The organism is Pseudomonas sp. GT1P32, from assembly GCF_054897805.1.
Window position 1 is genome coordinate 3434675 of the sequence record NZ_CM142704.1, and the last position, 23418, is coordinate 3458092.

Annotated in this window: 24 protein-coding genes; 11 read left to right on the plus strand and 13 right to left on the minus strand. The window is 60.2% G+C overall.

The genetic code is table 11. The annotated features are described in order from the left end of the window. Positions 1 to 166: 166 nt before the first annotated feature. From ACYZUC_RS15840 to ACYZUC_RS15885, 10 genes are all read left to right on the plus strand, one after another. The gene (locus ACYZUC_RS15840; RefSeq protein ID WP_008026924.1) at positions 167 to 1141 is read left to right on the plus strand and encodes a KpsF/GutQ family sugar-phosphate isomerase; all 975 of its coding nucleotides are present in this window, start codon (positions 167 to 169) and stop codon (positions 1139 to 1141) included. Beyond that, positions 1141 to 1665: a KdsC family phosphatase gene (locus ACYZUC_RS15845; RefSeq protein WP_008037377.1), complete on the plus strand. Its 525-nt coding sequence runs from the start codon at positions 1141 to 1143 to the stop codon at positions 1663 to 1665. The genes ACYZUC_RS15840 and ACYZUC_RS15845 overlap by 1 nt, the downstream gene beginning before the upstream one ends. Positions 1666 to 1672: 7 nt before the next feature. Further along, entirely contained in the window at positions 1673 to 2245 is a 573-nt protein-coding gene (lptC, locus tag ACYZUC_RS15850) for an LPS export ABC transporter periplasmic protein LptC (RefSeq protein ID WP_461989202.1), read from the plus strand. Continuing rightward, on the plus strand, positions 2232 to 2780 hold the full coding sequence (gene lptA / locus ACYZUC_RS15855) for a lipopolysaccharide transport periplasmic protein LptA (RefSeq protein WP_461989204.1): 549 nt from the start codon (positions 2232 to 2234) through the stop codon (positions 2778 to 2780). Before lptC ends, lptA begins: the two co-directional genes overlap by 14 nt. Continuing rightward, positions 2780 to 3505 (plus strand): LPS export ABC transporter ATP-binding protein, encoded by a 726-nt coding sequence (gene lptB, locus ACYZUC_RS15860; RefSeq protein WP_027924532.1) that lies wholly within the window; start codon positions 2780 to 2782, stop codon positions 3503 to 3505. The genes lptA and lptB overlap by 1 nt, the downstream gene beginning before the upstream one ends. Positions 3506 to 3689: 184 nt before the next feature. Continuing rightward, positions 3690 to 5183, plus strand: a complete 1494-nt coding sequence (locus tag ACYZUC_RS15865) for an RNA polymerase factor sigma-54 (protein ID WP_032828652.1) — start codon at positions 3690 to 3692, stop codon at positions 5181 to 5183. Between the two features lie 74 nt (positions 5184 to 5257). Next, on the plus strand, positions 5258 to 5566 hold the full coding sequence (gene hpf, locus ACYZUC_RS15870) for a ribosome hibernation-promoting factor, HPF/YfiA family (RefSeq protein ID WP_007941242.1): 309 nt from the start codon (positions 5258 to 5260) through the stop codon (positions 5564 to 5566). 12 nt (positions 5567 to 5578) lie between these two features. Next, the gene (gene ptsN / locus ACYZUC_RS15875) at positions 5579 to 6043 is read left to right on the plus strand and encodes a PTS IIA-like nitrogen regulatory protein PtsN (RefSeq protein WP_008026914.1); all 465 of its coding nucleotides are present in this window, start codon (positions 5579 to 5581) and stop codon (positions 6041 to 6043) included. Between the two features lie 2 nt (positions 6044 to 6045). Then, the gene (rapZ, locus tag ACYZUC_RS15880) at positions 6046 to 6903 is read left to right on the plus strand and encodes an RNase adapter RapZ (protein ID WP_008026911.1); all 858 of its coding nucleotides are present in this window, start codon (positions 6046 to 6048) and stop codon (positions 6901 to 6903) included. 15 nt (positions 6904 to 6918) lie between these two features. Continuing rightward, on the plus strand, positions 6919 to 7194 hold the full coding sequence (locus ACYZUC_RS15885) for an HPr family phosphocarrier protein (RefSeq protein ID WP_392885318.1): 276 nt from the start codon (positions 6919 to 6921) through the stop codon (positions 7192 to 7194). A gap of 7 nt (positions 7195 to 7201) precedes the next feature. On the opposite strand, the gene ACYZUC_RS15890 is transcribed toward ACYZUC_RS15885, so the two are convergent. From ACYZUC_RS15890 to pmbA, 6 genes are all read right to left on the minus strand, one after another. Beyond that, positions 7202 to 8095: a ZIP family metal transporter gene (locus ACYZUC_RS15890; protein ID WP_461989208.1), complete on the minus strand. Its 894-nt coding sequence runs from the start codon at positions 8093 to 8095 to the stop codon at positions 7202 to 7204. A 30-nt stretch (positions 8096 to 8125) separates the two neighbouring features. Next, positions 8126 to 8737 (minus strand): superoxide dismutase, encoded by a 612-nt coding sequence (locus ACYZUC_RS15895; RefSeq protein WP_008026904.1) that lies wholly within the window; start codon positions 8735 to 8737, stop codon positions 8126 to 8128. Position 8738: 1 nt separating this feature from the next. After that, a complete protein-coding gene (locus ACYZUC_RS15900; protein WP_461989211.1) occupies positions 8739 to 9170 on the minus strand; it encodes a hypothetical protein in 432 nt (143 codons plus the stop codon). A 27-nt stretch (positions 9171 to 9197) separates the two neighbouring features. Further along, the gene (locus tag ACYZUC_RS15905; RefSeq protein ID WP_461989213.1) at positions 9198 to 10574 is read right to left on the minus strand and encodes a class II fumarate hydratase; all 1377 of its coding nucleotides are present in this window, start codon (positions 10572 to 10574) and stop codon (positions 9198 to 9200) included. After that, positions 10555 to 10962: a FagA protein gene (locus tag ACYZUC_RS15910; protein WP_461989215.1), complete on the minus strand. Its 408-nt coding sequence runs from the start codon at positions 10960 to 10962 to the stop codon at positions 10555 to 10557. Before ACYZUC_RS15910 ends, ACYZUC_RS15905 begins: the two co-directional genes overlap by 20 nt. A gap of 237 nt (positions 10963 to 11199) precedes the next feature. Then, positions 11200 to 12546, minus strand: a complete 1347-nt coding sequence (pmbA, locus tag ACYZUC_RS15915; RefSeq protein WP_008026894.1) for a metalloprotease PmbA — start codon at positions 12544 to 12546, stop codon at positions 11200 to 11202. A 108-nt stretch (positions 12547 to 12654) separates the two neighbouring features. Between pmbA and yjgA the strand changes: the two genes are divergently transcribed. Beyond that, the gene (yjgA, locus tag ACYZUC_RS15920) at positions 12655 to 13179 is read left to right on the plus strand and encodes a ribosome biogenesis factor YjgA (protein ID WP_007901505.1); all 525 of its coding nucleotides are present in this window, start codon (positions 12655 to 12657) and stop codon (positions 13177 to 13179) included. Between the two features lie 48 nt (positions 13180 to 13227). Here the strand turns inward: yjgA and tldD are convergent, their stop codons facing one another. The 7 genes from tldD to mreC all read right to left on the minus strand — a co-directional run bounded on the left by tldD (position 13228) and on the right by mreC (position 23397). Then, positions 13228 to 14670: a metalloprotease TldD gene (gene tldD, locus ACYZUC_RS15925; protein ID WP_461989217.1), complete on the minus strand. Its 1443-nt coding sequence runs from the start codon at positions 14668 to 14670 to the stop codon at positions 13228 to 13230. 18 nt (positions 14671 to 14688) lie between these two features. Continuing rightward, complete coding sequence (locus tag ACYZUC_RS15930; RefSeq protein ID WP_461989219.1) at positions 14689 to 15537, minus strand: carbon-nitrogen hydrolase family protein; 849 nt, start codon at positions 15535 to 15537, stop codon at positions 14689 to 14691. Between the two features lie 173 nt (positions 15538 to 15710). After that, complete coding sequence (locus tag ACYZUC_RS15935; protein ID WP_461989221.1) at positions 15711 to 19514, minus strand: YhdP family protein; 3804 nt, start codon at positions 19512 to 19514, stop codon at positions 15711 to 15713. 75 nt (positions 19515 to 19589) lie between these two features. After that, complete coding sequence (gene rng / locus ACYZUC_RS15940; protein WP_461989223.1) at positions 19590 to 21047, minus strand: ribonuclease G; 1458 nt, start codon at positions 21045 to 21047, stop codon at positions 19590 to 19592. 57 nt (positions 21048 to 21104) lie between these two features. Further along, positions 21105 to 21701 (minus strand): Maf family protein, encoded by a 597-nt coding sequence (locus tag ACYZUC_RS15945; protein ID WP_461989225.1) that lies wholly within the window; start codon positions 21699 to 21701, stop codon positions 21105 to 21107. Positions 21702 to 21745: 44 nt separating this feature from the next. Next, positions 21746 to 22237, minus strand: a complete 492-nt coding sequence (gene mreD, locus ACYZUC_RS15950) for a rod shape-determining protein MreD (RefSeq protein ID WP_008037410.1) — start codon at positions 22235 to 22237, stop codon at positions 21746 to 21748. Further along, positions 22237 to 23397: a rod shape-determining protein MreC gene (gene mreC, locus ACYZUC_RS15955; RefSeq protein WP_461996717.1), complete on the minus strand. Its 1161-nt coding sequence runs from the start codon at positions 23395 to 23397 to the stop codon at positions 22237 to 22239. The genes mreD and mreC overlap by 1 nt, the downstream gene beginning before the upstream one ends. Between the last annotated feature and the right edge of the window lie 21 nt (positions 23398 to 23418).

Genomic DNA, 23418 nt, shown 5'->3' on the forward strand with positions numbered 1-23418 from the left:
GCGCCCAAGCGCCAAGCCGGGCCATGTTCAGCAACATGACAGGCAAAAAGCTTTCACTCAGTGGGTTTCGGTAACCGGGAATGACAAAGCGCGACGAACTTGCGTGAGGGTTTCGATCATTACCGCTATAATCGCCGCCTTTTCATCAGGCTATACGATTTCTGACATGAGCCAATCCAGCGACCTGATTCAATCAGCACAACGCACCATCCGCCTCGAACTGGAAGCCGTAGAAGGCTTGCTGCCCCACATCGACGCAGATTTCGTACGCGCTTGCGAGATGATTCTGGCCAGCAAAGGCCGCGTGGTCGTGGTCGGCATGGGCAAATCAGGGCACATCGGCAACAAGATCGCGGCCACCCTGGCCAGCACCGGCACCACCGCGTTTTTCGTGCACCCGGCCGAAGCCAGTCACGGCGACATGGGCATGATCACCCGCGACGACATCATCCTGGCCCTGTCGAACTCCGGCTCCACCAACGAAATCGTGACCCTGCTGCCGCTGATCAAGCGCCTGGGCATCAAACTGATCAGCGTGACCGGCAACCCCGACTCACCGCTGGCCAAGGCGGCCGAGGTCAACCTCAACGTACACGTCGAGCATGAAGCCTGCCCGCTGAACCTGGCACCGACCTCATCGACCACCGCGGCGCTGGTCATGGGCGACGCCCTGGCCGTTGCGCTGCTGGAAGCCCGCGGCTTTACCGCTGAAGACTTCGCTTTTTCCCACCCCGGTGGTGCGCTGGGCCGACGCCTGCTGTTGAAAGTGGAAAACGTCATGCACGCCGGGCAGGAGCTGCCGCAAGTCCAGCGCGGCACCCTGCTCAAGGACGCGCTGATGGAAATGACCCGCAAGGGTCTGGGCATGACCGTGATCCTGGAAGCCGACGGCAAACTCGCCGGGATCTTCACCGACGGCGATTTGCGCCGCACCCTGGATCGCAGCATCGACATCCACAGCGCGACGATCGACCAGGTCATGACCGCTCACGGCAAGACCGCCCGCGCCGAAATGCTTGCGGCCGAGGCCCTGAAAATCATGGAAGACCATAAAATCAACGCGCTGGTCGTGGTCGATAGCGAAGACCGCCCGGTCGGCGCCTTGAACATGCACGACTTGCTGCGTGCGGGAGTAATGTAATGAGCACGGACCTGCTGCAACGCGGCAAACAGATCAAACTGGCGGTATTCGACGTCGACGGCGTCCTGACCGACGGACGCCTGTACTTCCTTGAAGACGGCAGCGAATTCAAGACATTCAATACACTCGACGGCCAGGGCATCAAGATGTTGATGGCAGCGGGCGTGCAGACGGCTATCATCAGCGGCCGCAAGACCCCGGTGGTCGAGCGACGAGCGAAGAACCTCGGCATTCCCCACCTTTATCAGGGCCGTGAAGATAAACTGGTGGTGCTTGACGAGCTTCTCGCCCAGCTCAACCTAAGCTACGAACAAGTCGCCTACCTCGGCGACGACCTGCCAGACCTGCCGGTGATTCGCCGCGTTGGCCTGGGTATGGCGGTGGCCAATGCCGCCAGTTTTGTGCGTGAACACGCCCACGGCATCACCCAGGCCCGTGGTGGCGAGGGTGCCGCTCGCGAATTCTGCGAATTGATCCTGCGCGCCCAGGGCCGCCTCGATGCGGCCAACGCCGCGTACCTGTGAGCCAACTATGCTGAGCAAGAAATTTCGCAACTTCCTGATGTTCGGTTGCATCGCAGCGATATTTGCTGCGGTTGGCTACTGGAACATCAGCCCGGAACGCTTCCTCGACAAGCCAGTGGTAACGGTCGATGAAAGCGCGATCGACTACTACGCGATCAACGCGCACAGCGTCCAGTACCTGCCGGATGGCAAACTGCAATACGAAATGACGTCCGACAAGGTTGAACACCTGAAGGCGACCGAAGTGACGCTGTTGACCAACCCGGACCTGAACATGTTCCGCGGCACCGAGTTCCCCTGGCACGTCCAGAGCGAACACGGCGAGGTCAACCCGGACGGCACTCAGGTCGAACTGATTGACTCGGTGCGCATCACGCGCTTCGACGAGAAAAACCGCAAGACCCTGATTACCACCACCCGCATGACCGTGTTCCCGCAACAGCAATATGCGCAGACCGAGCAACCCGTTAGAATCGACGGCGCTGGCGGTGTATCGACTGGCAAGGGAATGAAAGCGTATTTGAAAGAAAGCAGGATACACCTGCTATCGAACGTAAGAGGACAGTATGAGGCTCGTTAAAACTCTCCCTATTTTGCTCGGTCTGAGCGCAGCACTGGGAAGCGTGAGCGCCTGGGCTCTGCCGACCGATAGAGATCAGCCTATCCGCATTCAGGCCGACGACGCCCAACTGGACGACAAGAATGGCGTTGCCACCTATAAAGGTGACGTGATCATCACTCAGGGCTCAATGAAGGTCACCGGCAATACTGTGACCATGACCCGCAAACCTAACGGCGACATCGACGTGGTGACCTCGGTGGGCAACCTCGCCTACTTCGAGCAGATCCAAACCGCTGGTGACACCAAGCCGGTTCAGGGCTGGGGCGTCACCATCCAGTATCACGCCTCGCAAGACCGCGTCGTGCTGATTGATCGCGCCAAAGTTGTCGATAAAGACGGCAACGTCACCCAAGGCGAGAAAATCGTCTACGACACCAACAAAAAGCTTGCCAGCGCAGGCCGAGCCACGGGCACCAATGTGACCGAGTCGCGTCCGCGTATCGACATGGTGATCCAGCCGAAAAAGAAAACCGACGAGCAAAAGGCCCCGTAATGGCAACTCTGAAAGCTCAGCATTTGGCCAAGAGCTACAAGAGCCGTCAGGTCGTGCGCGACGTCAGCCTGTCTATCGACAGCGGTCAGATCGTCGGCCTGCTTGGCCCTAACGGCGCCGGCAAAACCACCTGCTTCTACATGATTGTCGGCCTGGTTCAGGCCGATCAGGGTCGCGTACTGATCGATGATCTGGACGTCAGCCACCAGCCGATGCACGGTCGTGCGAAGGCAGGTATCGGCTATCTTCCGCAAGAAGCGTCGATCTTCCGCAAACTATCGGTCGCCGACAACATCATGGCGATCCTCGAGACCCGCAAGGAACTCGACAAGGCCGGTCGTCGCAAGGAACTGGAAAGCCTGCTGCAGGAATTCCACATCAGCCACATCCGCGACAACCTCGGCATGAGCCTGTCCGGTGGCGAACGCCGCCGTGTGGAAATCGCCCGGGCACTGGCCACCAACCCGAAATTCATCCTCCTCGACGAACCGTTCGCCGGCGTGGACCCGATTTCGGTGGGCGACATCAAACAGATCATCTACCACCTCAAGGCCAAGGGCATTGGCGTGCTGATCACCGACCACAACGTCCGTGAAACGCTGGATATCTGCGAAACCGCCTACATCGTCAACGATGGCCAATTGATCGCCGAAGGTGATTCGGCCACCATCCTGGCCAACGACCTCGTGAAAGAAGTCTATCTGGGCCATGAGTTCCGCCTGTAAGCGCTGAGGTGTCTGGCTGGCTGTCCGAGCGCTTGTCTCGATAAAAAATCAATACTTTTTTATTGTTACAGCGCTCTAGGCAAACGCTACGGTTTCGGGCATATAATTTGCTTATGTTTGGCGCTTCGGCGCCCTGTAGTGGATGGCGCATGTGCGCCGGCGAATAAGGTGTTTAGCCCCTGCCATGAAACCATCGCTAGTCTTGAGAATGGGCCAGCAGCTGACGATGACACCGCAGCTGCAACAGGCCATCCGCCTGCTCCAATTGTCGACCCTGGACCTGCAACAGGAAATCCAGGAGGCCCTGGAGTCCAATCCGATGCTCGAACGCCAGGAAGAAGGCGACGACTTCGATAACGCCGACCCCTTGGCCGACAAAGCCGAACAGCAACCCAACGCCGACGTTTCAGAACCCTCCTATCAGGAAACCGCCCCGACGGTGGACAACCTCGAGGAAGGTGACTGGAACGAGCGCATTCCCAACGAACTGCCCGTCGACACCGCCTGGGAAGACGTCTACCAGACCAGCGCCAGCAGCCTGCCGAGCAACGATGACGACGAGTGGGATTTTACTACCCGTACATCCGCCGGTGAGAGCCTGCAAAGCCACCTGTTGTGGCAACTGAACCTGGCGCCGATGTCCGACACCGATCGCCTGATCGCCGTGACCCTGATCGATTGCATCAACAATCAGGGCTACCTGGACGAAACCCTCGAGGAAATCCTCGAAGCCTTCGATCCGGAACTCGACATCGAACTGGACGAAATCGAAGCCGTCCTGCATCGCATCCAGCAATTCGAACCCGCCGGCATCGGCGCCCGCAACCTGGGTGAATGCCTGCTGCTGCAATTGCGCCAGCTTCCAGCCAAGACACCTTGGCTGGCCGAGGCCAAGCGCCTGGTCACCGATTACATCGACCTGCTCGGCAGCCGCGACTACAGCCAGCTGATGCGCCGCATGAAGCTCAAGGAAGATGAACTGCGCCAGGTGATCGAACTGGTTCAGAGCCTCAACCCGCGCCCTGGCTCGCAGATCGAATCCAGCGAAGCCGAGTACGTCGTCCCCGACGTGATCGTGCGCAAGGACAACGAGCGCTGGCTGGTCGAGCTGAACCAGGAATCGGTGCCACGGTTGCGGGTCAACGCCCAATACGCCGGTTTTGTTCGCCGCGCCGACACCAGTGCCGACAACACCTTCATGCGTAATCAGTTGCAAGAGGCCCGCTGGTTCATCAAGAGCCTGCAAAGCCGCAACGAAACCCTGATGAAAGTTGCCACCCAGATCGTCGAGCATCAGCGCGGTTTTCTGGAATACGGCGACGAAGCGATGAAACCGCTGGTGCTGCATGACATCGCCGAAGCGGTGGGCATGCACGAGTCGACGATTTCCCGCGTAACGACACAAAAATTCATGCATACCCCCCGGGGCATATATGAGCTGAAATACTTTTTCTCCAGCCACGTCAGCACCTCCGAAGGCGGTGAATGCTCGTCCACGGCGATCCGCGCGATCATCAAAAAACTGGTTGCCGCGGAAAATCAGAAAAAGCCGTTGAGTGACAGCAAGATCGCTGGTTTACTGGAGGCACAAGGCATTCAGGTGGCTCGCCGCACCGTCGCCAAGTACCGCGAATCCCTCGGGATCGCGCCTTCGAGCGAACGCAAGCGGTTGATGTAGAGCCACGCCACAGCGTTCCAGTGGTAGATCATCTGGTCTACCGCTTTATGCACTGGCAACGAAGGAGAAGCTGTATGCAAGTCAACATCAGTGGACACCAACTGGAAGTGACCGAACCTCTTCGCACCTACATCGGCGAAAAACTCGAACGGTTAGAGAGGCATTTCGACAAGATCACCAACGTGCAGGTCACGATGACGGTCGAAAAGCTGAAGCAGAAAATCGAAGCCACGCTGCATATTCCCGGCAATGAAGTGGTCGCCAACGCGGAACATACCGATATGTACGCGGCGATCGACGCATTGACCGACAAGCTGGATAAACAACTCAAAAAGCATAAGGAAAAGACCCAGAGCCTCCTCCAGGGCGCGACCGGTCGTTAACACTCCCAACCCATGATCCGACTTGAAAGCATCCTGACCCCCGGCCGTTCCCTCGTGAACGTGCCGGGCGGCAGCAAAAAGAAAGCCCTCGAGCAAATTGCCAACCTGATCGCCCGGGAAGTGCCGGATCTGGAGATGCAAGATGTCTTCGAGGCGTTGATTGCCCGTGAAAAACTCGGTTCGACCGGTTTTGGTAACGGCATCGCTATCCCTCACTGTCGGCTGAAAGGTTGCACCTCGCCCATCAGCGCCTTGATGCACCTGGACGCCCCTATCGATTTCGACGCCATCGACGGTGCTCCGGTTGACCTGCTGTTCGTCTTGCTGGTCCCCGAAGCCGCTACCGATGCGCACCTTGAATTGCTCCGTCAGATCGCCAGCATGCTCGATCGCAAGGAAGTCCGCGATCGCCTGCGTAGCGCCCCGAGCAATGAAGCCTTGTATCAGGTTGTCCTGGACGAGCAAAACGGGCACTAATCATGCGCTTGATCATCGTCAGTGGCCGTTCCGGCTCAGGTAAAAGCACCGCGCTCGATGTTCTCGAGGACAACGGCTATTACTGCATCGACAACCTGCCCGCCGGGTTGTTGCCGGAACTGGCTGAACGCGCGCTGATCCACACCGAACTGGCGCAACCGCTGGTTGCCGTGTCCATTGACGCGCGCAACCTGCCGAGCCACCTGAGCCGGTTTCCGGAACTGCTCGAAGAAGTTCGCAGCCGGCATATCCAGTGCGACGTCCTGTACCTGGACGCCGACGAAGAAACCTTGCTTAAGCGTTTTTCGGAAACTCGCCGTCGTCACCCGCTGAGCAGCGCCAACCGCTCGCTGGCCGAGGCGATCAACGATGAAACCAGCCTTCTGGGGCCGATTGCCGACCTCGCCGATCTCAAGGTCATCACCACCAACCTGAACCTGTACCAGCTGCGCGATACCATCAAGTTGCGCCTGCTGAACCAGCCGGAACCCGGCACAGCGTTTTTGGTGGAGTCGTTCGGATTCAAGCGCGGCATGCCGGTGGACGCCGATCTGGTGTTCGACGTGCGCTGCCTGCCGAACCCCTATTGGAAGCCCGAGCTACGCGATCAGTCCGGGCTTGATGAACCGGTTGCCACATACCTGGCCGCCCAGCCGGACGTCGAAGAGATGTTCCAGGACATTTCCACGTACCTGCTCAAATGGTTGCCGCGCTTTGCCGCCAGCAACCGCGCTTATGTCACCATTGCCATCGGCTGCACCGGCGGGCACCACCGCTCCGTCTATCTGACCGAACGTCTGGGTCAGGCCCTGCAAAAAACCCTGAAGAACGTCCAGGTCCGCCACCGCGACCTCAGCTAAAGGATTCACATCGCGATGCCTGCTCTGGAAATCGAAATCATCAACAAGCTGGGCCTGCATGCCCGCGCTTCCGCCAAATTCGTTGGTGTCGCCGGCGAGTTCAAAGACTGCACGATCAGAGTCGGACGAACGCCGGAATCAACGGTCGACGGCAAAAGCATCATGGCAATGATGATGCTCGCTGCAGGCAAAGGCACCAAAATCTATATCAGCACCGAAGGCGAAGACGAGCAAAAAGCGCTAGATGCGCTGACAGACTTGATCAACCGTTACTTCGACGAAGGCGAATAACGCTCGCCTAGGCGAGCGCTGTATCCATCACCATCATCAAACAAAACCCGATCAGCAGCCCAAGGCTGGCCAGCTTGTCGCGACCATGGCGGCGCGACTCGGGAATGACTTCGTGCGTGACCACCAGCAACATGGCCCCGGCCGCGAGCGCCAGGCCCAACGGCAACAACAGCTCGGCCAGGCTTACCAGCCAGGCGCACAACAGTGCGAAGACCGGCTCGACCAAGCCTGATGCCGCCCCGATCAGGAACGCCTTGACCCGCGACATCCCTGCTCCGGCCAACACCAACGCAATGACCAATCCTTCTGGCACATCCTGCAAGGCGATGCCCATGGCCAGGCTGTCGGCGTCGGGCATGCCGCCACCCGCCGAGACACCGACCGCCATGCCTTCGGGAATGTTGTGGGCGATGATGGCAAACACGAACAACCAGATCCGTGGCGGAATGACCGGCCGCTCCAGTGTGCCGACGAGCATTTCCGGTGAAGCGCCGGAAACCTTTCGATCCACCAGATACAGCCCGAACGCGCCAAGCATGATGCCGAAACTGATCAGACCGCTGGCCGCCCAAGGTGTCAGCCCCAGGCTTTCAGCAGCGGCAATGCCCGGCACGATCAGCGAAAACGCCGTCGCCGCGAGCATCACCCCGGCACCGAAGCCGAGCAGCGTATCGCTGACCGCCTGGGGCATGCGTCGAATCACCAGCACCGGCACCGCACCCAGAGCCGTGCCCAAGGCGCAAATTGCCCCGCCCTGCAACGCACGCAGCAGTTTCGGCTCAAGGTCCAGCCACGCAAGCCCATGCGCAACCAACAGGCTCACGCCCGCCAGTAGTAACAGCGACCCAAACGCGTAACGAAACAGTCGTCCACTTCCGATCGCCAGTGTTTCAGTGCCCATAGTCTGCCCAGGATTGTTTTTATAGAAGACTTAAACCAGTGCAGCCTGATAGCGCGCAGCGACTTCGGGCCAATTGATCACGTTGTAAAAAGCGTTGATGTATTCCGGCCGGCGGTTTTGATACTGCAGGTAATAGGCATGCTCCCAGACATCCAGCCCCAGAATCGGCGTATTGCCGTTCATCAAAGGACTGTCCTGGTTGCCGCTGCTTTCAACGACCAGCGTCTTTTGCGGCGTCACACTCAACCAGGCCCAGCCACTGCCGAAACGGGTCAGTGCGGCTTTGGTGAAGGCTTCCTTGAAACGGTCGAGACCGCCCAACTGGTCTTCGATGGCCTTGGCCAATTCACCGTCCGGCTGACCGCCGCCGTTGGGCACCATCACTTCCCAGAACAGCGAGTGGTTGGCGTGACCGCCGCCCTGATTGATCACCGCCGCGCGGAGCTTTTCCGGCAGTTGCTGGACTGCTGCCACCAGCTTTTCCACCGGCCACTCGGCGAACTCGGTGCCTTCGACGGCAGCGTTGAGGTTATTGATGTAAGTCTGGTGATGCTTGGTGTAGTGGATTTCCATGGTCTGCGCATCGATGTGCGGTTCCAGGGCATCGTAGGCGTACGGCAAGGCAGGCAAGCTAAAAGCCATTTCAGTGGACTCCATGATGTAGAGACGCAGGGGGCGACGCGGCATCGATGTGCAGCAAACGATGAGTGCGCGGGTATTCGCCATGCTCGCTGATGAAATTCAGCAGTTCGACGTAGGTTTTGCTGCTCTGACGCAGTGCGGCTTCACGCAATGCGGGCGCCAGTCGCGAGTCCTGCATGGTCTTCAACAAGCGCTGGTGGATGGCGCACAGGTATTCGGCGCTCTCCTCCGGCTGGTTCAGACGCAAATGCAGGTCCGCCAGGTTGTGATGGGAAATGACGCAGGCCGCCACCGCTTCGTCGGCATCCGCCCAGCGCTCGAACAACACCTGGGCCAGGGCCAATGCCTGCAAGTAAGCCTCGCGGGCATCGACGTATTCGCCCAGCATGAAACAACGGTTTGCCCTTTCGATCGTGCGTTTCCAGTGCTCCATGGTGAGCCTCCAAAGCGGTTGCGGTGATTACACGCCGCCTGCGGTGAGCTTTTCCGGATTGAGCAACTCTTCCAGTTGGCTGCGCGACAGTTCGGTGTGCTCCAGAGCGACATCGATCACCGGCCGGCCCTGCTGATAAGCCTTCTTGGCGATCTCCGCAGCTTTTTGGTAACCAATGATCGGGTTGAGTGCCGTGACCAGAATCGGGTTGCGCGACAGCGCTTCCTTGAGCCTGGCTTCGTTGACCTTGAAACTGCCGATAGCCTTTTCACCCAAGAGGTGGCTGGAGTTGGCCAGCAATTCGATGCTACTCAGCAGGTTCTGGGCGATGATCGGCAGCATCACGTTCAGCTCGAAATTGCCCGACTGGCCGGCGATGGTGATCACCGTGTCATTGCCTATCACTTGGGCGGCGACCATCGCGGTGGCTTCCGGGATCACCGGGTTGACCTTGCCGGGCATGATCGACGAGCCCGGCTGCAAGGCTTCGAGTTCGATTTCACCGAGGCCGGCCAGCGGGCCGGAGTTCATCCAGCGCAGGTCGTTGGCGATTTTCATCAGCGAGACAGCGGTGGTTTTCAACTGCCCGGAGACCGCGACGGCGGTGTCCTGGGAGCCGATCAGTGCAAACAGATCGGTGCCCGGCGTGAATTGCACCTGAGTCAATTTGCTCAGCTGCTGGCTGAAAAGCCTGGCAAATTCAGGGTGCGCATTGATGCCGGTGCCCACCGCCGTGCCACCCTGAGCCAGGGATTGCAGGCTCGGCAGCAGATCCTGCAGATGGCCGATGTTGGCTTTCAGCTGTTGCGCCCAACCGTTGAGCACCTGGCTCATGCGCACCGGCATCGCATCCATCAAGTGAGTGCGACCGGTTTTGACGTGGTGGTGAACCTCCTCAGCCTTTTGCTCGATCACCTGCACCAGGCGCACCAATGCCGGCAGCAATTGCTCATGCAATGCCAGCGCAGCGCTGACGTGGATGGTGGTCGGGATGATGTCGTTGCTGCTCTGCCCGCAGTTGACGTGATCGTTGGGGTTCACCGGCTCGCCAAGCAGTCGGCTCGCCAGCGTGGCAATCACTTCGTTGGCGTTCATGTTGGAACTGGTGCCGGAACCGGTCTGGAAGATATCCACCGGGAAGTGCTGCATGAAGTCGTCCTTGAGCAACCCCAACGCCGCTTCGACGATGGCATTGCCCTGGGATTCGCTGATCTGCTTGAGTTCGACGTTGGCGCGGGCGGCGGCAGCCTTGGCCAGGATCAGTGCACGGATGAACTGCTCCGGCATCGGTTTGCCGCTGATCGGGAAGTTATTCACCGCACGCTGGGTCTGTGCGCCGTAGAGGGCATCCACCGGGACTTGTAGCTCGCCCATGCTGTCGCGCTCAATACGAGTCTTGTTCATCAGAAAATCCTTGCACCAGTTCTATGAGAGGAATCGAAGGCTGCAACTCGCAGGTCGCCAGTTGCCAGGTGTAGCTTTGCCAGCGCTTGAGGCGGCACTTGCAGAGGGAGAGGCGTTCTAGTTCGCGCAACGGGCGCCACGCCTGGTCCAGGCAATACGTTCGCCAGTGCCAGGGCAGCGCGACATCGGCGGCGGTGTCGAGCAATAAACGGAAAGAGGTTTCAGCGATGGTCCAGGGTGAAGTCGCCGTGCAACACGCCAGATACCGGCCTTCGGCCAGGTAGTGTTCGATCAGGCGCGGCTCGTCAGGGTCCATCCCGCAACGGATCTGGCGGCTCATCCAGCGCCAGCTTTCGAGGTAAGGCTGCTCGTGCAAGGCAGAACTCATGATCCGGGGCTCATTCGGTAATGAGATTTATTATTAGATGATAATGAGAACCAACACAAGCTCAGAGTATGGTCCCTTGTAGGAGCCGGCTTGCTGGCGATTGCAATCTGGCATTCAACATCGATGTCGACTGATTGACCGCAATCGCCAGCAAGCCGGTTCCTACATGTGTGTTTTACAGGCATAAAAAAGGCGCGCTACCCGATGGGTGGCGCGCCTTTTGTGCAACGGTGGGGGTTAGCTGCCTGCGACTGTCATACGTTCAATCAGCACCGAACCCGTGCGAATGTTGCTGCGCAATTCCAGGTCGTTACCCACCGCAACGATCTGTTTGAACATGTCGCGCATGTTGCCGGCGATGGTCACTTCCTGGACGGCAAACTGGATTTCGCCGTTCTCGACCCAGTAACCCGCCGCGCCACGGGAGTAATCACCCGTGACCATGTTCAGGCCCTGGCCCATCAGCTCGGTGACCAGCAAGCCACGGCCCATGCGGCGCAGCAATGCCGCCTGATCTTCATCGCCATGGGTAACGAACAGGTTGTGCACGCCGCCGGCGTTGGCCGTGCTCGGCATGCCGAGTTTGCGACCGGAATAGGTGCCGAGGATGTAGGACACCAACTCGCCTTTTTCGACGAACGGTTTGGCGTAGGTCGCCAGACCATCGCCGTCAAACGCCGAGCTGCCCATTGCACGCATCAAATGCGGACGCTCATCGATGGTCAGCCATTCCGGGAACAGCTTCTGACCCAAGGTGCCTTCAAGGAACGACGATTTGCGATACAGACTGCCGCCGGAAATCGCCGAAAGGAAACTGCCGAACAAGCCACCGGCCAGCTCAGCCGAAAACAATACCGGCACTTCACAGGTCGGCACCGGACGCGCGCCCAGTCGGCTCGCCGCCCGTTGCGCGGCACGCTGGCCGATGCTCGCCGGGTCGGCCAGCAAGTTGCCTTGGCGATTCACGTCGTACCAGTAATCACGCTGCATCTGGCCGTCGGCTTCGGCGATCATGACGCAGCTCAAGCTATGACGAGTCGATGCATAACCGCCGATAAAACCGTGGCTGTTGCCGTAAACGCGGCAGCCCTGATGCGTGCTGAGGGTGGTGCCGTCGGCGTTCTTGATCCGGCTGTCGGTGGCAAATGCTGCGGCTTCACAGCTCAGGGCCATCTCGATGGCTTGTTCCGGTGTGATGTCCCATTGATGGAACAGGTCGAAATCCTGAAGATCCTTGGCCATCAGCGCGGCATCCGCCAGGCCGGCGGCTTCGTCTTCGGAGGTGTGTTTAGCGATGGCCAGCGCCGCAGCGACGGTTTCACGAATCGCTTCAGGACCGCTGGCCGACGTGCTGGCCGAGCCCTTGCGCTGCCCGACGTACAAGGTGATGCCAAAGCCCTGATCGCGGTTGAATTCGACGGTTTCGACCTCGCGCTGACGCACCGATGTGGACAGGCCCTGCTCCAGGGACACCGCCACTTCACAGGCACTGGCGCCCTGACGCTTGGCTTCAGCGATGATCTGCTCGACTTGTTCTTGCAGTGCCGGCAACGCTTGTGGGCCGACGCTTTCAACTGCACTCATGCTGTTCTCCACTCAAATTCTGCTTTCGGTAAAGGCCTTCGAGCGACCGGGCCGGACAAGCGGCCCCCGACTGGTTATCATGGCGGCGTTTCTTTGCGGACGGCCACCATGGTTGATTCTTACGACGACTCCCTCGATACGGGAGAAAAAAGCAAATCCCAGGTTAAACGCGAGCTGCATGCTCTGGTTGACCTCGGCGAACGCCTTACAACGCTCAAGCCTGACTTGCTGGCAAAGCTGCCATTGACCGACGCTATGCGCCGGGCTCTGGCCGATGCGCCCAAGCACACCGCGAATATCGCGCGTAAACGGCACCTTATGTTCATCGGCAAACTGATGCGCGATCAGGACACTGACGCCATTCTGACTTTGCTCGATCAACTCGATGCCTCCACCCGGCAGTACAACGAACGTTTCCATGGCCTGGAACGCTGGCGCGATCGCTTGATCGCGGGCGACGATGCAGTCCTGGAGAAGTTCGTGCTCGACTACCCGGAGGCTGATCGTCAGCAGTTGCGCTCCCTGATCCGTCAGGCCCAGCACGAACTGGCGACCAACAAGCCACCGGCATCGAGCCGTAAAATCTTCAAGTACATCCGTGAGCTGGACGAGACTCAACGCGGTCTGCGTTGAATCTCTTCTCGGGTGAGCCGCCACGCGGCCCACCCGAAGCTCCATCCCTTACGATCCTGTACCACCCACAGTGATCGCATCGATTTTCAGCGTTGGCTGGCCGACACCCACCGGCACCGACTGCCCATCCTTGCCACACGTGCCCACGCCGCTGTCCAGCGACAGGTCATTACCGACCATCGACACCTTGCTCATCGCTTCAGGCCCGTTGCCGATCAACGTCGCGCCTTTGACCGGCGCTGTAATCTTGCCGTCTTCGATCAGGTACGCCTCGCTGGTGGAGAACACGAACTTGCCGCTGGTGATGTCCACCTGGCCGCCGCCAAGGTTGGCGCAGTAGATGCCGCGCTTCACCGAGGCGATGATTTCCGCCGGATCGCTTTCGCCCGCCAGCATGTAGGTATTGGTCATGCGTGGCATTGGCAGGTGCGCGTAGGATTCACGGCGACCGTTGCCGGTGCGGGCGACACCCATCAGGCGCGCGTTGAGCTTGTCCTGCATGTAGCCTTTGAGTACGCCGTTTTCGATCAGCGTGGTGCATTCGGTCGGGGTGCCTTCGTCGTCGACACTCAACGAACCGCGACGACCAGCCAGCGTGCCATCATCGACGATGGTGCAGAGCTTGGACGCAACCATCTCGCCCATACGGCCGCTGTAAGCCGAGCTGCCCTTGCGGTTGAAATCGCCTTCCAGACCATGGCCGACCGCTTCGTGCAGCAACACGCCGGACCAGCCCGAACCCAACACCACCGGCAACGTACCGGCCGGCGCCGGAATGGCTTCAAGATTGACCAGTGCCTGACGCAATGCTTCGCGGGCGTAACCCATGGCACGGTCTTCGGCGAGGAAATAACGGTAATCGGTCCGACCGCCACCACCATGGCCACCGCGTTCGCGGCGACCGTTCTGCTCGACGATGACGCTGACGTTGAAGCGCACCAGCGGCCGCACATCCGCCGCCAGGCTGCCGTCGGTCGAAGCGACAAGAATGCGCTCCCAGACGCCGGCCATGCTCACCGTGACTTGCTGAATACGCGGGTCGAGGGCGCGCGTCGCCACGTCGATACGCTTGAGCAACTCGACTTTTTCGGCACGGGTCAGCACTTCCAGCGGGTTGTCCGGCCCGTACAACTGGGCGACGTCCTGAGTGGTGAAGGCCTGCACCGTGCCGTTCTGCCCGGCGCGGGAGATCGAGCGCGCAGCACGGGCCGCAGCGCCAAGGGCTTCGAGGGTAATGGCATTGCTGTAGGCAAAACCGGTTTTCTCACCCGATTGCGCGCGCACGCCAACGCCCTGGTCGAGGTTGAAACTGCCTTCCTTGACGATGCCGTCTTCCAGCGCCCAGGACTCGGAAATCTGCCCCTGGAAATACAGGTCGGCGGCATCGATGCCCGGGCCGGCCAGATCGCCGAGCACACCTTGCAGGCTTTCGATGGTGACGCCGCCGGGCGCCAGGAGGTTTTCACTGACTGAGGACAACAACTCGCTCATATGCTTTACGCCTTAAATTCATCGTTCTGAGGCAGGTCGCCGGGCGCCCTGCGAGAAAAAGCGCCGGTGACTGGACACCGGCATCCGCGCCCGGATGGACGCCTGTTCGCTGCTATCGCATTCGGCCAGCAGCACGGCCTCGCCTTGATCCTGTTGCGCCAGCACTCGACCCCACGGGTCGACAATTGCGGCATGGCCCCAGGTTTCTCGCGGCCCCGGATGCGTTCCACCCTGGGCAGCCGCGAGCACGTAACACTGGGTCTCGATGGCCCGCGCACGAATCAGCACATCCCAATGCGCCGCGCCGGTCACCGCGGTAAAGGCCGACGGCGCAGTAATCAACTCTGCGCCGGCGGCACGTAATTCGCTGTACAACTCAGGGAAGCGCAGGTCGTAACACACCGTCAGGCCGACTCGACCGACGGGCGTGTCCGCGACCACCACGCCACTGCCATAAGCATAGTCATCGGATTCACGGTAACGCCCACGGTTGTCCGCCACGTCCACGTCGAACAAATGCAGCTTGTCGTAGCGTGCCACCGTCTCGCCCTGATCATTGACCAGCAACGAGCAGGCATGCACTTTCGCCGTCGGCTGATCCGCCGGCGGCAACGGCAATGTGCCGGCCACTATCCATAACTTGAGGTCGCGGGCGGTCTGTTTCAACCAGGGCAGGATCGGACCTTCGCCCAACGCCTCGGCGCGGCCGATGTCAGCGATGTCGCGTCGGCCCATGGCGGCGAAGTTTTCCGGCAGCACGGCAAGCTTTGCGCCCCCGATGGCCGCTTGTTCGAGCAGCCGACGGGCCTGGGCCAGATTGGCCAGCACATCGCTCTGGCTGACCATTTGAATCACCGCAAAAGACATGGTGCTTTCCTATACCGAAATCGACAGATTCCCTGTAGGAGCGAGCCTGCTCGCGATGGACTTAATGACAACGCGGTTATCCAGAATGTACGCGTTATCGTTGACGTCCATCGCGAGCAGGCTCGCTCCTACAGTCAAATTTCTCTACGGCCATGCTACTCCATCGGCTCGCGTCAAAAAGGTTTGTCGAAGGTGATTTTCGGCTCTTTCCACGGGCCTTTGACGGTGTACTTCACGCTGGCGAAACGTGCCACGCGGTCACCGATCAGCTTGTCGATCAGGAACAGCGCCCCGCCGATGGCCGGTGCACCGACAATCAGCGCGGCAATCGGCAGGTTGTTGGTAACCGGCAAGGTCACCAGCAGCTTCGCATCGATCTGATCACCCACCAGGTCCAACGTGCCATTGAGCTCGATATTGCTCGACGGACCGGTCAGCAGAATCGGCTCACGGGTCACGTAAACGCCGTTGGTCCCGACCAGCAGGCCTTTGACCCGGTCGTAACTCAAGCCTTTGCCAAACAGATCGGAGAAGTCCAGCCGCAAGCGCCGGCCGATGGAGTTGAAGTTGAGCAGGCCAAATACCCGCAACGCCTGAGCGCCACCCTCGACTTCAACGAACTGGCCTTTATTCAGCGACGCATCAAGCGTCCCGGAGAAACGCTTGGTGGCCAACCAGGCCGGTGAACCGGGCCAGCGACCGTCGACATCCATATGAAACTCTTCGCTGGTGACACTGGGCGCAAAGCCCCAGCCTTTCAGCACATCCGCCAGATTCTTGCCGCTGACCCGGCCCTTGTACCAACTGGTGGAAGCACCGGGCGTGCCTTCCCAGCCACCGCTGCCCTGCAACAGAATGCCCTTGAGGCCCAGATCCAGCGCATTGAGCGCGATGCCTTTGGCGGTCGGACGCACTTTCAGCGACCAGCCCCCGACCAGATCCTGCCCCTGGAACAGCTGATTGATGGTGATATCCAGCGCCGGGATCTTCGTCGGATCCACGGAAGCCAATGGATCCGGCGAATTTTCATCGGCCAGAACCGTTGGGTCCGGTGCCGGCAAACGCACGTATTGCAGATTGATCGCAATCGGCGCGGCTTTCGCATCGGGGATACCGGCGGTGCCCTTGACCTGTTGACTGTCGAGTTGCAGGGCCCACGCACTCGGCTTGCGGGTCAACTGCACCGAGGCATGATCAAGCGTGGTACCGATGCCGCTGAGCTTGCCGACCTTGAAATCCGCACCGCTGAGCAACTGCTTGGCGCTGCCGCCCGGATCCTGGCCGGCATACTTGTCCACCAGATCCTTCCACGGGCCGACATCCAGCTCCGACAACACGCCGCGCACCCGCAGGCCTTTGCCGCCTGGCAATACTGCATCGCCACCACCGAGGAACAGTTCACCTCGACCATCGGCAAAACTGCCGGCCGGCGCTGCAAACGTGAAGCTGGCCAATTCGCCGTACTTGACCCAGTAACGCCGTTCCGGCCCTTGCAGGGTCATGCGGAATGTCGTGTCGCGCCCCACATCGGCCGCCATGCCGAACGGCGCCGGTAAATCGACGGCCACGCCTTTGAGGTTGGAATTGACCATCAACTGGCTGTCTGCGCCATCCAGGTTCAGTTGCAACTGATACGGGATCAAACCAGAGACCGGCAACGGCTGCGTGACACTCAGCCAATCAGTCAGCTTTTTGACCTCGACCTGGCCGGAAGCGGTGACGCGCGTCTTGATGTCGCCTGGACTGCCATCGGCGAAAATCTGTGCGCTGACCGGTTTGTCAAAGGCACGAGCGGTGATGTTCTGCCCACTCAAACCTTTGGTGCTGTCGAAGCGGAAATCGCCCTTCAACTGAGTCAGCTCAAGGACTGGCTCGGCCAGTTTCAAGCGCGCCTTGGCGGTCTTGAAGTCGACGAGGATATTCGGCTGTTCGCCTTTGGCCAGCGGAATATCCAGTTTCAGCTTGCCCTTCAGCTCGCCCTCGCCTTCCCATCCGGCGAAGGTGGCGGCAGTGCCGATCGGCGCCTCCTGGAGAATTTTCAGGCCATCGCCCAACCCGCCCGCGAAAGCGCCATCGAGCAACAGGTGAGGGTTTTGCCCGGCGGGCGCGTGGGGAATATTGACGTAAACATCGCTGACTTGTGTGTCGAGCAACTGGCCTTTGCTGGCCAGAATCCGTACGCCACTGTCTTCGATGAACACGTCGCCAGTGACCTTGCTGACATGCGGCCAGCCCGGCTGGAACGCCAGCTCGGCATCGTGCACTTTGAAGAACAGGCTGATGCTGCGCGCGGTGTCGGCGGCGTCATGGTTCAGCGAGCCCTGATACTGGAAGAAGCCCTCGTCCACCGCGCCCTTGAGAATCGCCGTACGCAACCATTCGTCCAGCGCCGGGCTGAGCACTTCGGGCAGGTACTTGGCGGTGTACTTGCCATCGCCTTCCACCAGGCCGACCCGCAGGTCCATGTAGTCTTCCTGGGTGTGATCGAAATGCAGGCGGATCAGGAAGTCGCCGGCAATCTTGCCCTCTTCGCCCAGCACCTTCAGGTACGGCGCGATCAGGGTGAAACCTTCTTTGTCGAGCTTCCAGGTCAAACGGGCGTTGGCCTGAATGTATTGCCATGGCTTGGCGAAAATCGGGTCCAGGTGCAGGGAAAAATCCTTGCTGTCCATGCGCAGTTCGCCGTGCCCCAGATCACCGCTGATGCTGCCGCTGACATTCCGCGCTGCCGGGGCGCCGTGATAGGCATCAAAGCCGACCCGGTCGAGGTTGGCGGCGAAACTGACCTTGGTGTCGTCGGTGGCGTTGGGCCGGAAGTCGACCAGCACGTTACGCAAACCACCCGTCACTTTGAGCCGCTCGACGGCGGTGGCGAGGCCTTCGGGCAATGGCCCCAAGGCATTCAGCAGCGGAGTCAGCGGGGTTAGATCGAGGCGGTCGGCTTGCAGATGCCAGAGTTCTTCGGCCTTGTCGGTGGCCAGGCTCTGTCTGAGTTGCAGGTGCGATTCCCAGCGGGTTTCGCCCAGGTTCATGGACAGGGAATCCACAGTCACCAGCATGCCTTCAGAGCCGCGCTGGAAGTAGCCGTTCAACGCCAGGTTGTTGATCTGGATCGGCTTGCGCTCGGCGTACGCACCCTTGAGTTGCGGCGCGTTCAAGCGGATTGCGCCGCTTTGCAGAGCGCCTTTATCCCAGTTGACCCAGAGTTCGCCACCGGCCTTGATTTCGGAGAAGTTCCATTGCCGGGTCACGCGTTCGGGCAGCCATTTCGACCAGTCGCTTTGCGGCAGGCTCAGGTACGCATCCGCTGCGCCGTCCTGCCACTGGCTGGCGCGAATGCGGGTGTGCACGCTCATGGCGACCGGCTGGCCGTCGGGCAGGGTCAGCCGTGCGTCGAGTCGTTGCCGGGAGACGCCGGTTTTCAGATTCAGGCCAACGTAGGTCAAGGTCAGCGGCGGGTGATCCAGTGGCTGCAAGGTCACTTGGCTGTCGAGCACCGACAACTGCTGGACCATCTGCATGCGATTGAGCAGTTGTTCCGGATCCAGTGGCTGATCCTGCTGCACCGGCAAGCCTTCCAGCGCCCAATGACCGTCCTCGCCTTCCTTGAGGCTGATCTTCAGACCGTTGAGTTCCAGATGAGCGATGCGCACTTCACGGGCCAGCAGGCTGGCCCAGAGGTCCGGCACCGCGCGCACCTGATCCAGACGCAGGGCATTGGCGCCCTCGCCGACCATCACGTCGTGAGCCAGCAAAATCGGCGCGAAGCCACTCCAGTTGCCTTCCAGCTCACCGATATGCAGCGGCATGCCCAGGGCAGCACCGGCTTTGGTTTCGACTTCGGCCCGGTACTCGGCCACCAGCGGCGCCAGCTCGCGACCGAGACTGACGTAAAGCGCCATCATCACCAAAGCCAACGCGCACAGGCCCAGACCCCAGCGGGTCAGTGCGGCCAAAATGCGTGTCAGACGGTCCATGTCAGTTGGCTCCCATGGCAAAAATGCTGCAAAAAGCTGAGGCCAGCTGTTCTAGTCGGGTTGAAACACAGCGATTCAGAGCAGCACCACGTCGTATTGTTCCTGGGAATACATGGTTTCCACCTGGAACCGAATGGTGCGTCCGATAAATCCTTCCAGCTCCGCGACATTGCCCGACTCTTCATCGAGCAAGCGGTCGACGACTTTCTGGTTCGCCAATACACGATAGCCTTCCGCTTGATAGGCGCGAGCCTCACGGAGGATTTCGCGGAAAATTTCGTAGCAGACCGTTTCCGGTGTCTTGAGCTTGCCGCGTCCCTGACAACTGCTGCACGGCTCGCACAGCACTTGTTCGAGACTTTCGCGGGTGCGCTTGCGGGTCATCTGCACCAGGCCCAACTCGGTGATGCCGATAATGTTGGTCTTGGCGTGGTCGCGCTCCAGTTGTTTCTCCAGCGTGCGCAGCACCTGACGCTGATGCTCTTCGTCTTCCATGTCGATGAAGTCGATGATGATGATCCCGCCCAGGTTGCGCAGGCGCAGCTGGCGAGCGATGGCGGTCGCGGCTTCGAGGTTGGTCTTGAAGATGGTTTCTTCAAGGTTGCGATGACCGACGAACGCCCCGGTATTGACGTCGATGGTGCTCATGGCTTCCGCCGGGTCTACCACCAGGTAACCGCCGGACTTCAGCGGGACTTTGCGTTCGAGGGCTTTCTGGATTTCGTCTTCGACGCCGTACAGGTCGAAGATCGGCCGCTCGCCCGGATAATGCTCCAGGCGATCAGCGATTTCCGGCATCAGTTCGGCCACGAACTGCGTGGTTTTCTGGAAGGTTTCCCGGGAGTCGATGCGGATCTTCTCGATCTTCGGGCTGACCAGGTCGCGCAAGGTGCGTAGTGCCAGGCCAAGGTCTTCGTAGATCACACTCGGCGCGCTGATGGTTTTGATCTGCTCGTTGATCTGATCCCAGAGCCGGCGCAGGTAGCGGATGTCCATGAGGATCTCATCGGCCCCGGCGCCTTCGGCGGCGGTACGCAGGATGAAACCACCGGCTTCCTTGATGCCTTCCGTGGCCACGCAATCGGTGACCACTTGCTTGAGGCGTTCGCGCTCGGCTTCGTCTTCGATCTTCAGGGAAATGCCGACATGCGCGGTACGCGGCATGTACACCAGGTAACGCGAAGGTATTGATAATTGTGTGGTCAGGCGTGCGCCTTTGGAACCAATCGGGTCCTTGGTGACTTGCACGACCAGGCTTTGGCCTTCATGAACCAGCGCGCTGATGCTTTCGACCGCAGGGCCTTCGCGCAGGGAAATTTCCGAGGCATGAATGAACGCAGCGCGGTCCAGACCGATGTCGACGAACGCCGCCTGCATGCCCGGCAACACCCGCACCACTTTGCCTTTATAGATGTTGCCGACGATACCGCGTTTTTGCGTGCGTTCGACGTGGACCTCTTGCAGGACACCGTTTTCAACCACCGCCACGCGCGATTCCATCGGCGTGATGTTGATCAGGATCTCTTCACTCATGGCAGGGTCTCGTTCAGGCATGTTCACGATAATGGCCGCATCTTGTCAGTACGACGCTCAGCGCGCGTTAAGGGTTTGCCAACAGGGTATGCCGAAATGGCCAAGCAGCTCAGCGGTTTCGCACAGCGGCAGTCCGACCACCGCCGAGTAGCTGCCATTGAGCCCGGCGACAAACACCGCGCCCAGTCCTTGAATGCCATAGCCACCCGCCTTGTCCCGCGGTTCGCCGCTGGCCCAGTAGGCCGCCGCTTCATTGAGATCGATAGGGCGAAAACGCACCAGGCTGCGCACAACACGAGACTCGCAACGCTCACCGTCAAGCACGGCAATGGCGGTCAGCACTTCATGTTCTTGTCCTGCCAACATCATAAGCATGGCGCACGCGTCGGCTTCGTCCACCGGTTTGCCGAGAATTTTGCCGTTGAGCACTACGGCGGTATCGGCGCCCAGCACGCAAAAATCGGCGTCGGACACGACCGTGTCGCGCCCGGCTTCAGCCTTGCCGCGCGCAAGGCGCTCGACATAGGCCGACGGCGATTCATGATTCAAAGGGGTTTCATCGATGTCCGCGCTGATGGCGGAGAACGGCACGCCGATCTGCGTGAGCAGTTCACGCCGACGCGGCGAGCCTGAGGCGAGGAATAGCTGTTTCATCAAGACATCTCCCTTGTCGTGGTGTGGGCAAATGCCTGACCGAATCAGTTAATTTTGTAACGTCGACGCAGACCGCGCAAACCGAAGCTGATCCACGGCCAGAGCAACGCGCTGACCAGTGCCGGCAAGACCAGCGCCAGCGTTGGCTGACGATTGCCGGTCAGGGCGCTGAGCCACAGCTGAACAAGCTGCGCGAGGCCGAAGATCACCAGGATCACCAGGCTCTGTTGCCACATCGGGAACATCCGCAGCCGCTGTTGCAGCGACAACACCAGGAACGTGATGAGCGTCAGGATCAACGCGTTCTGGCCCAGCAGCGTGCCGTAAAGCACATCTTCGGCCAGGCCCAGGCACCACGCGGTGACCATGCCGACTTTCTGCGGCAGGGCCAACGCCCAGAACGCCAGCAGCAAGGCGAGCCACAGCGGACGAAGGATTTCCATGAATTGCGGCAGCGGCGAAACGCTGAGCAACATGCCGATGGCGAACGTCAGCCAGATCATCCAGCCGTTTCGAGAGGCGGTAGCACCGACCATTATTCTCTTCCCCCAGTGGTAGCCGGTGCAGAGACAGGCGGTTTGGCAGCAGGCTTCACGACAGCGGGTTGTGTCGCCGGTGGCTTGGCGGCGGGTGCAGTCGCGGGCGGCTTGGCAGCAGCAGGGTGTGCGGCAGCTGGTTTGGCCGGGGTTGCAGCGGTTGGTTTGGCCGGGGTCGCAGCAGCAGGTGCAGTCGCCGGAACGGCAGGGGCAGCAGCGGCAGCCGGGGCGATCACGCCGACAGGCTTCGGCACGGTGGCGGGAATGATGGGGCCGCCGCCTTGCGCATCGAGGTTTTCCTGAGCCTGAGCAGCATCATTGGCGCGCTCTTCCGGCGTACGCGTATCGCTGAACACCAGCAACAGGTAACGGCTACGGTTCAAGGCTGCGGTTGGCACGGCGCGGACAATGGCAAATGGCTGGCCGGAATCGTGAATCACTTCCTTGACCGTCGCCACCGGATAACCCGCAGGGAATCGCTGGCCGAGACCGGAGCTGACCAGCAAGTCACCTTCCTTGATATCCGCCGTGTCGGCCACGTGACGCAGTTCCAGGCGTTCCGGGTTGCCGGTGCCGCTGGCAATCGCTCGCAGACCGTTACGGTTCACTTGTACCGGGATGCTGTGGGTGGTGTCGGTGAGCAACAGCACACGGGAGGTGTACGGCATCAACTCGACCACCTGGCCCATCAGGCCACGGGCATCGAGCACCGGCTGACCGAGGACCACACCGTCGCGCTCACCTTTGTTGATGATGATGCGATGGGTGAAGGGGTTGGGGTCCATGCCGATCAACTCGGCCACTTCGACCTTCTCGTTGACCAGCGCGGAGGAATTGAGCAACTCGCGCAGCCGAACGTTCTGCTCGGTGAGGGCGGCAAGCTTTTGCATGCGCCCCTGCAGCAGCAGGTTTTCGGTCTTGAGTTTTTCGTTTTCGGCGACCAGCTCGGTACGGCTGCCAAACTGGCTGGCCACACCTTGCCATAGCCGCTGCGGCAGGTCGGTGATCCAGTAAGACTGCATCAGCACCAGCGACATCTGGCTACGCACTGGCTTGAGCAGTGTGAAGCGGGCATCGACCACCATCAGCGCGACCGATAGCACGACCAGCACCAACAAGCGCACGCCCAGTGAAGGCCCTTTGGTGAAAAGCGGTTTAATAAGCCGCTCCTCCCAGGCAAA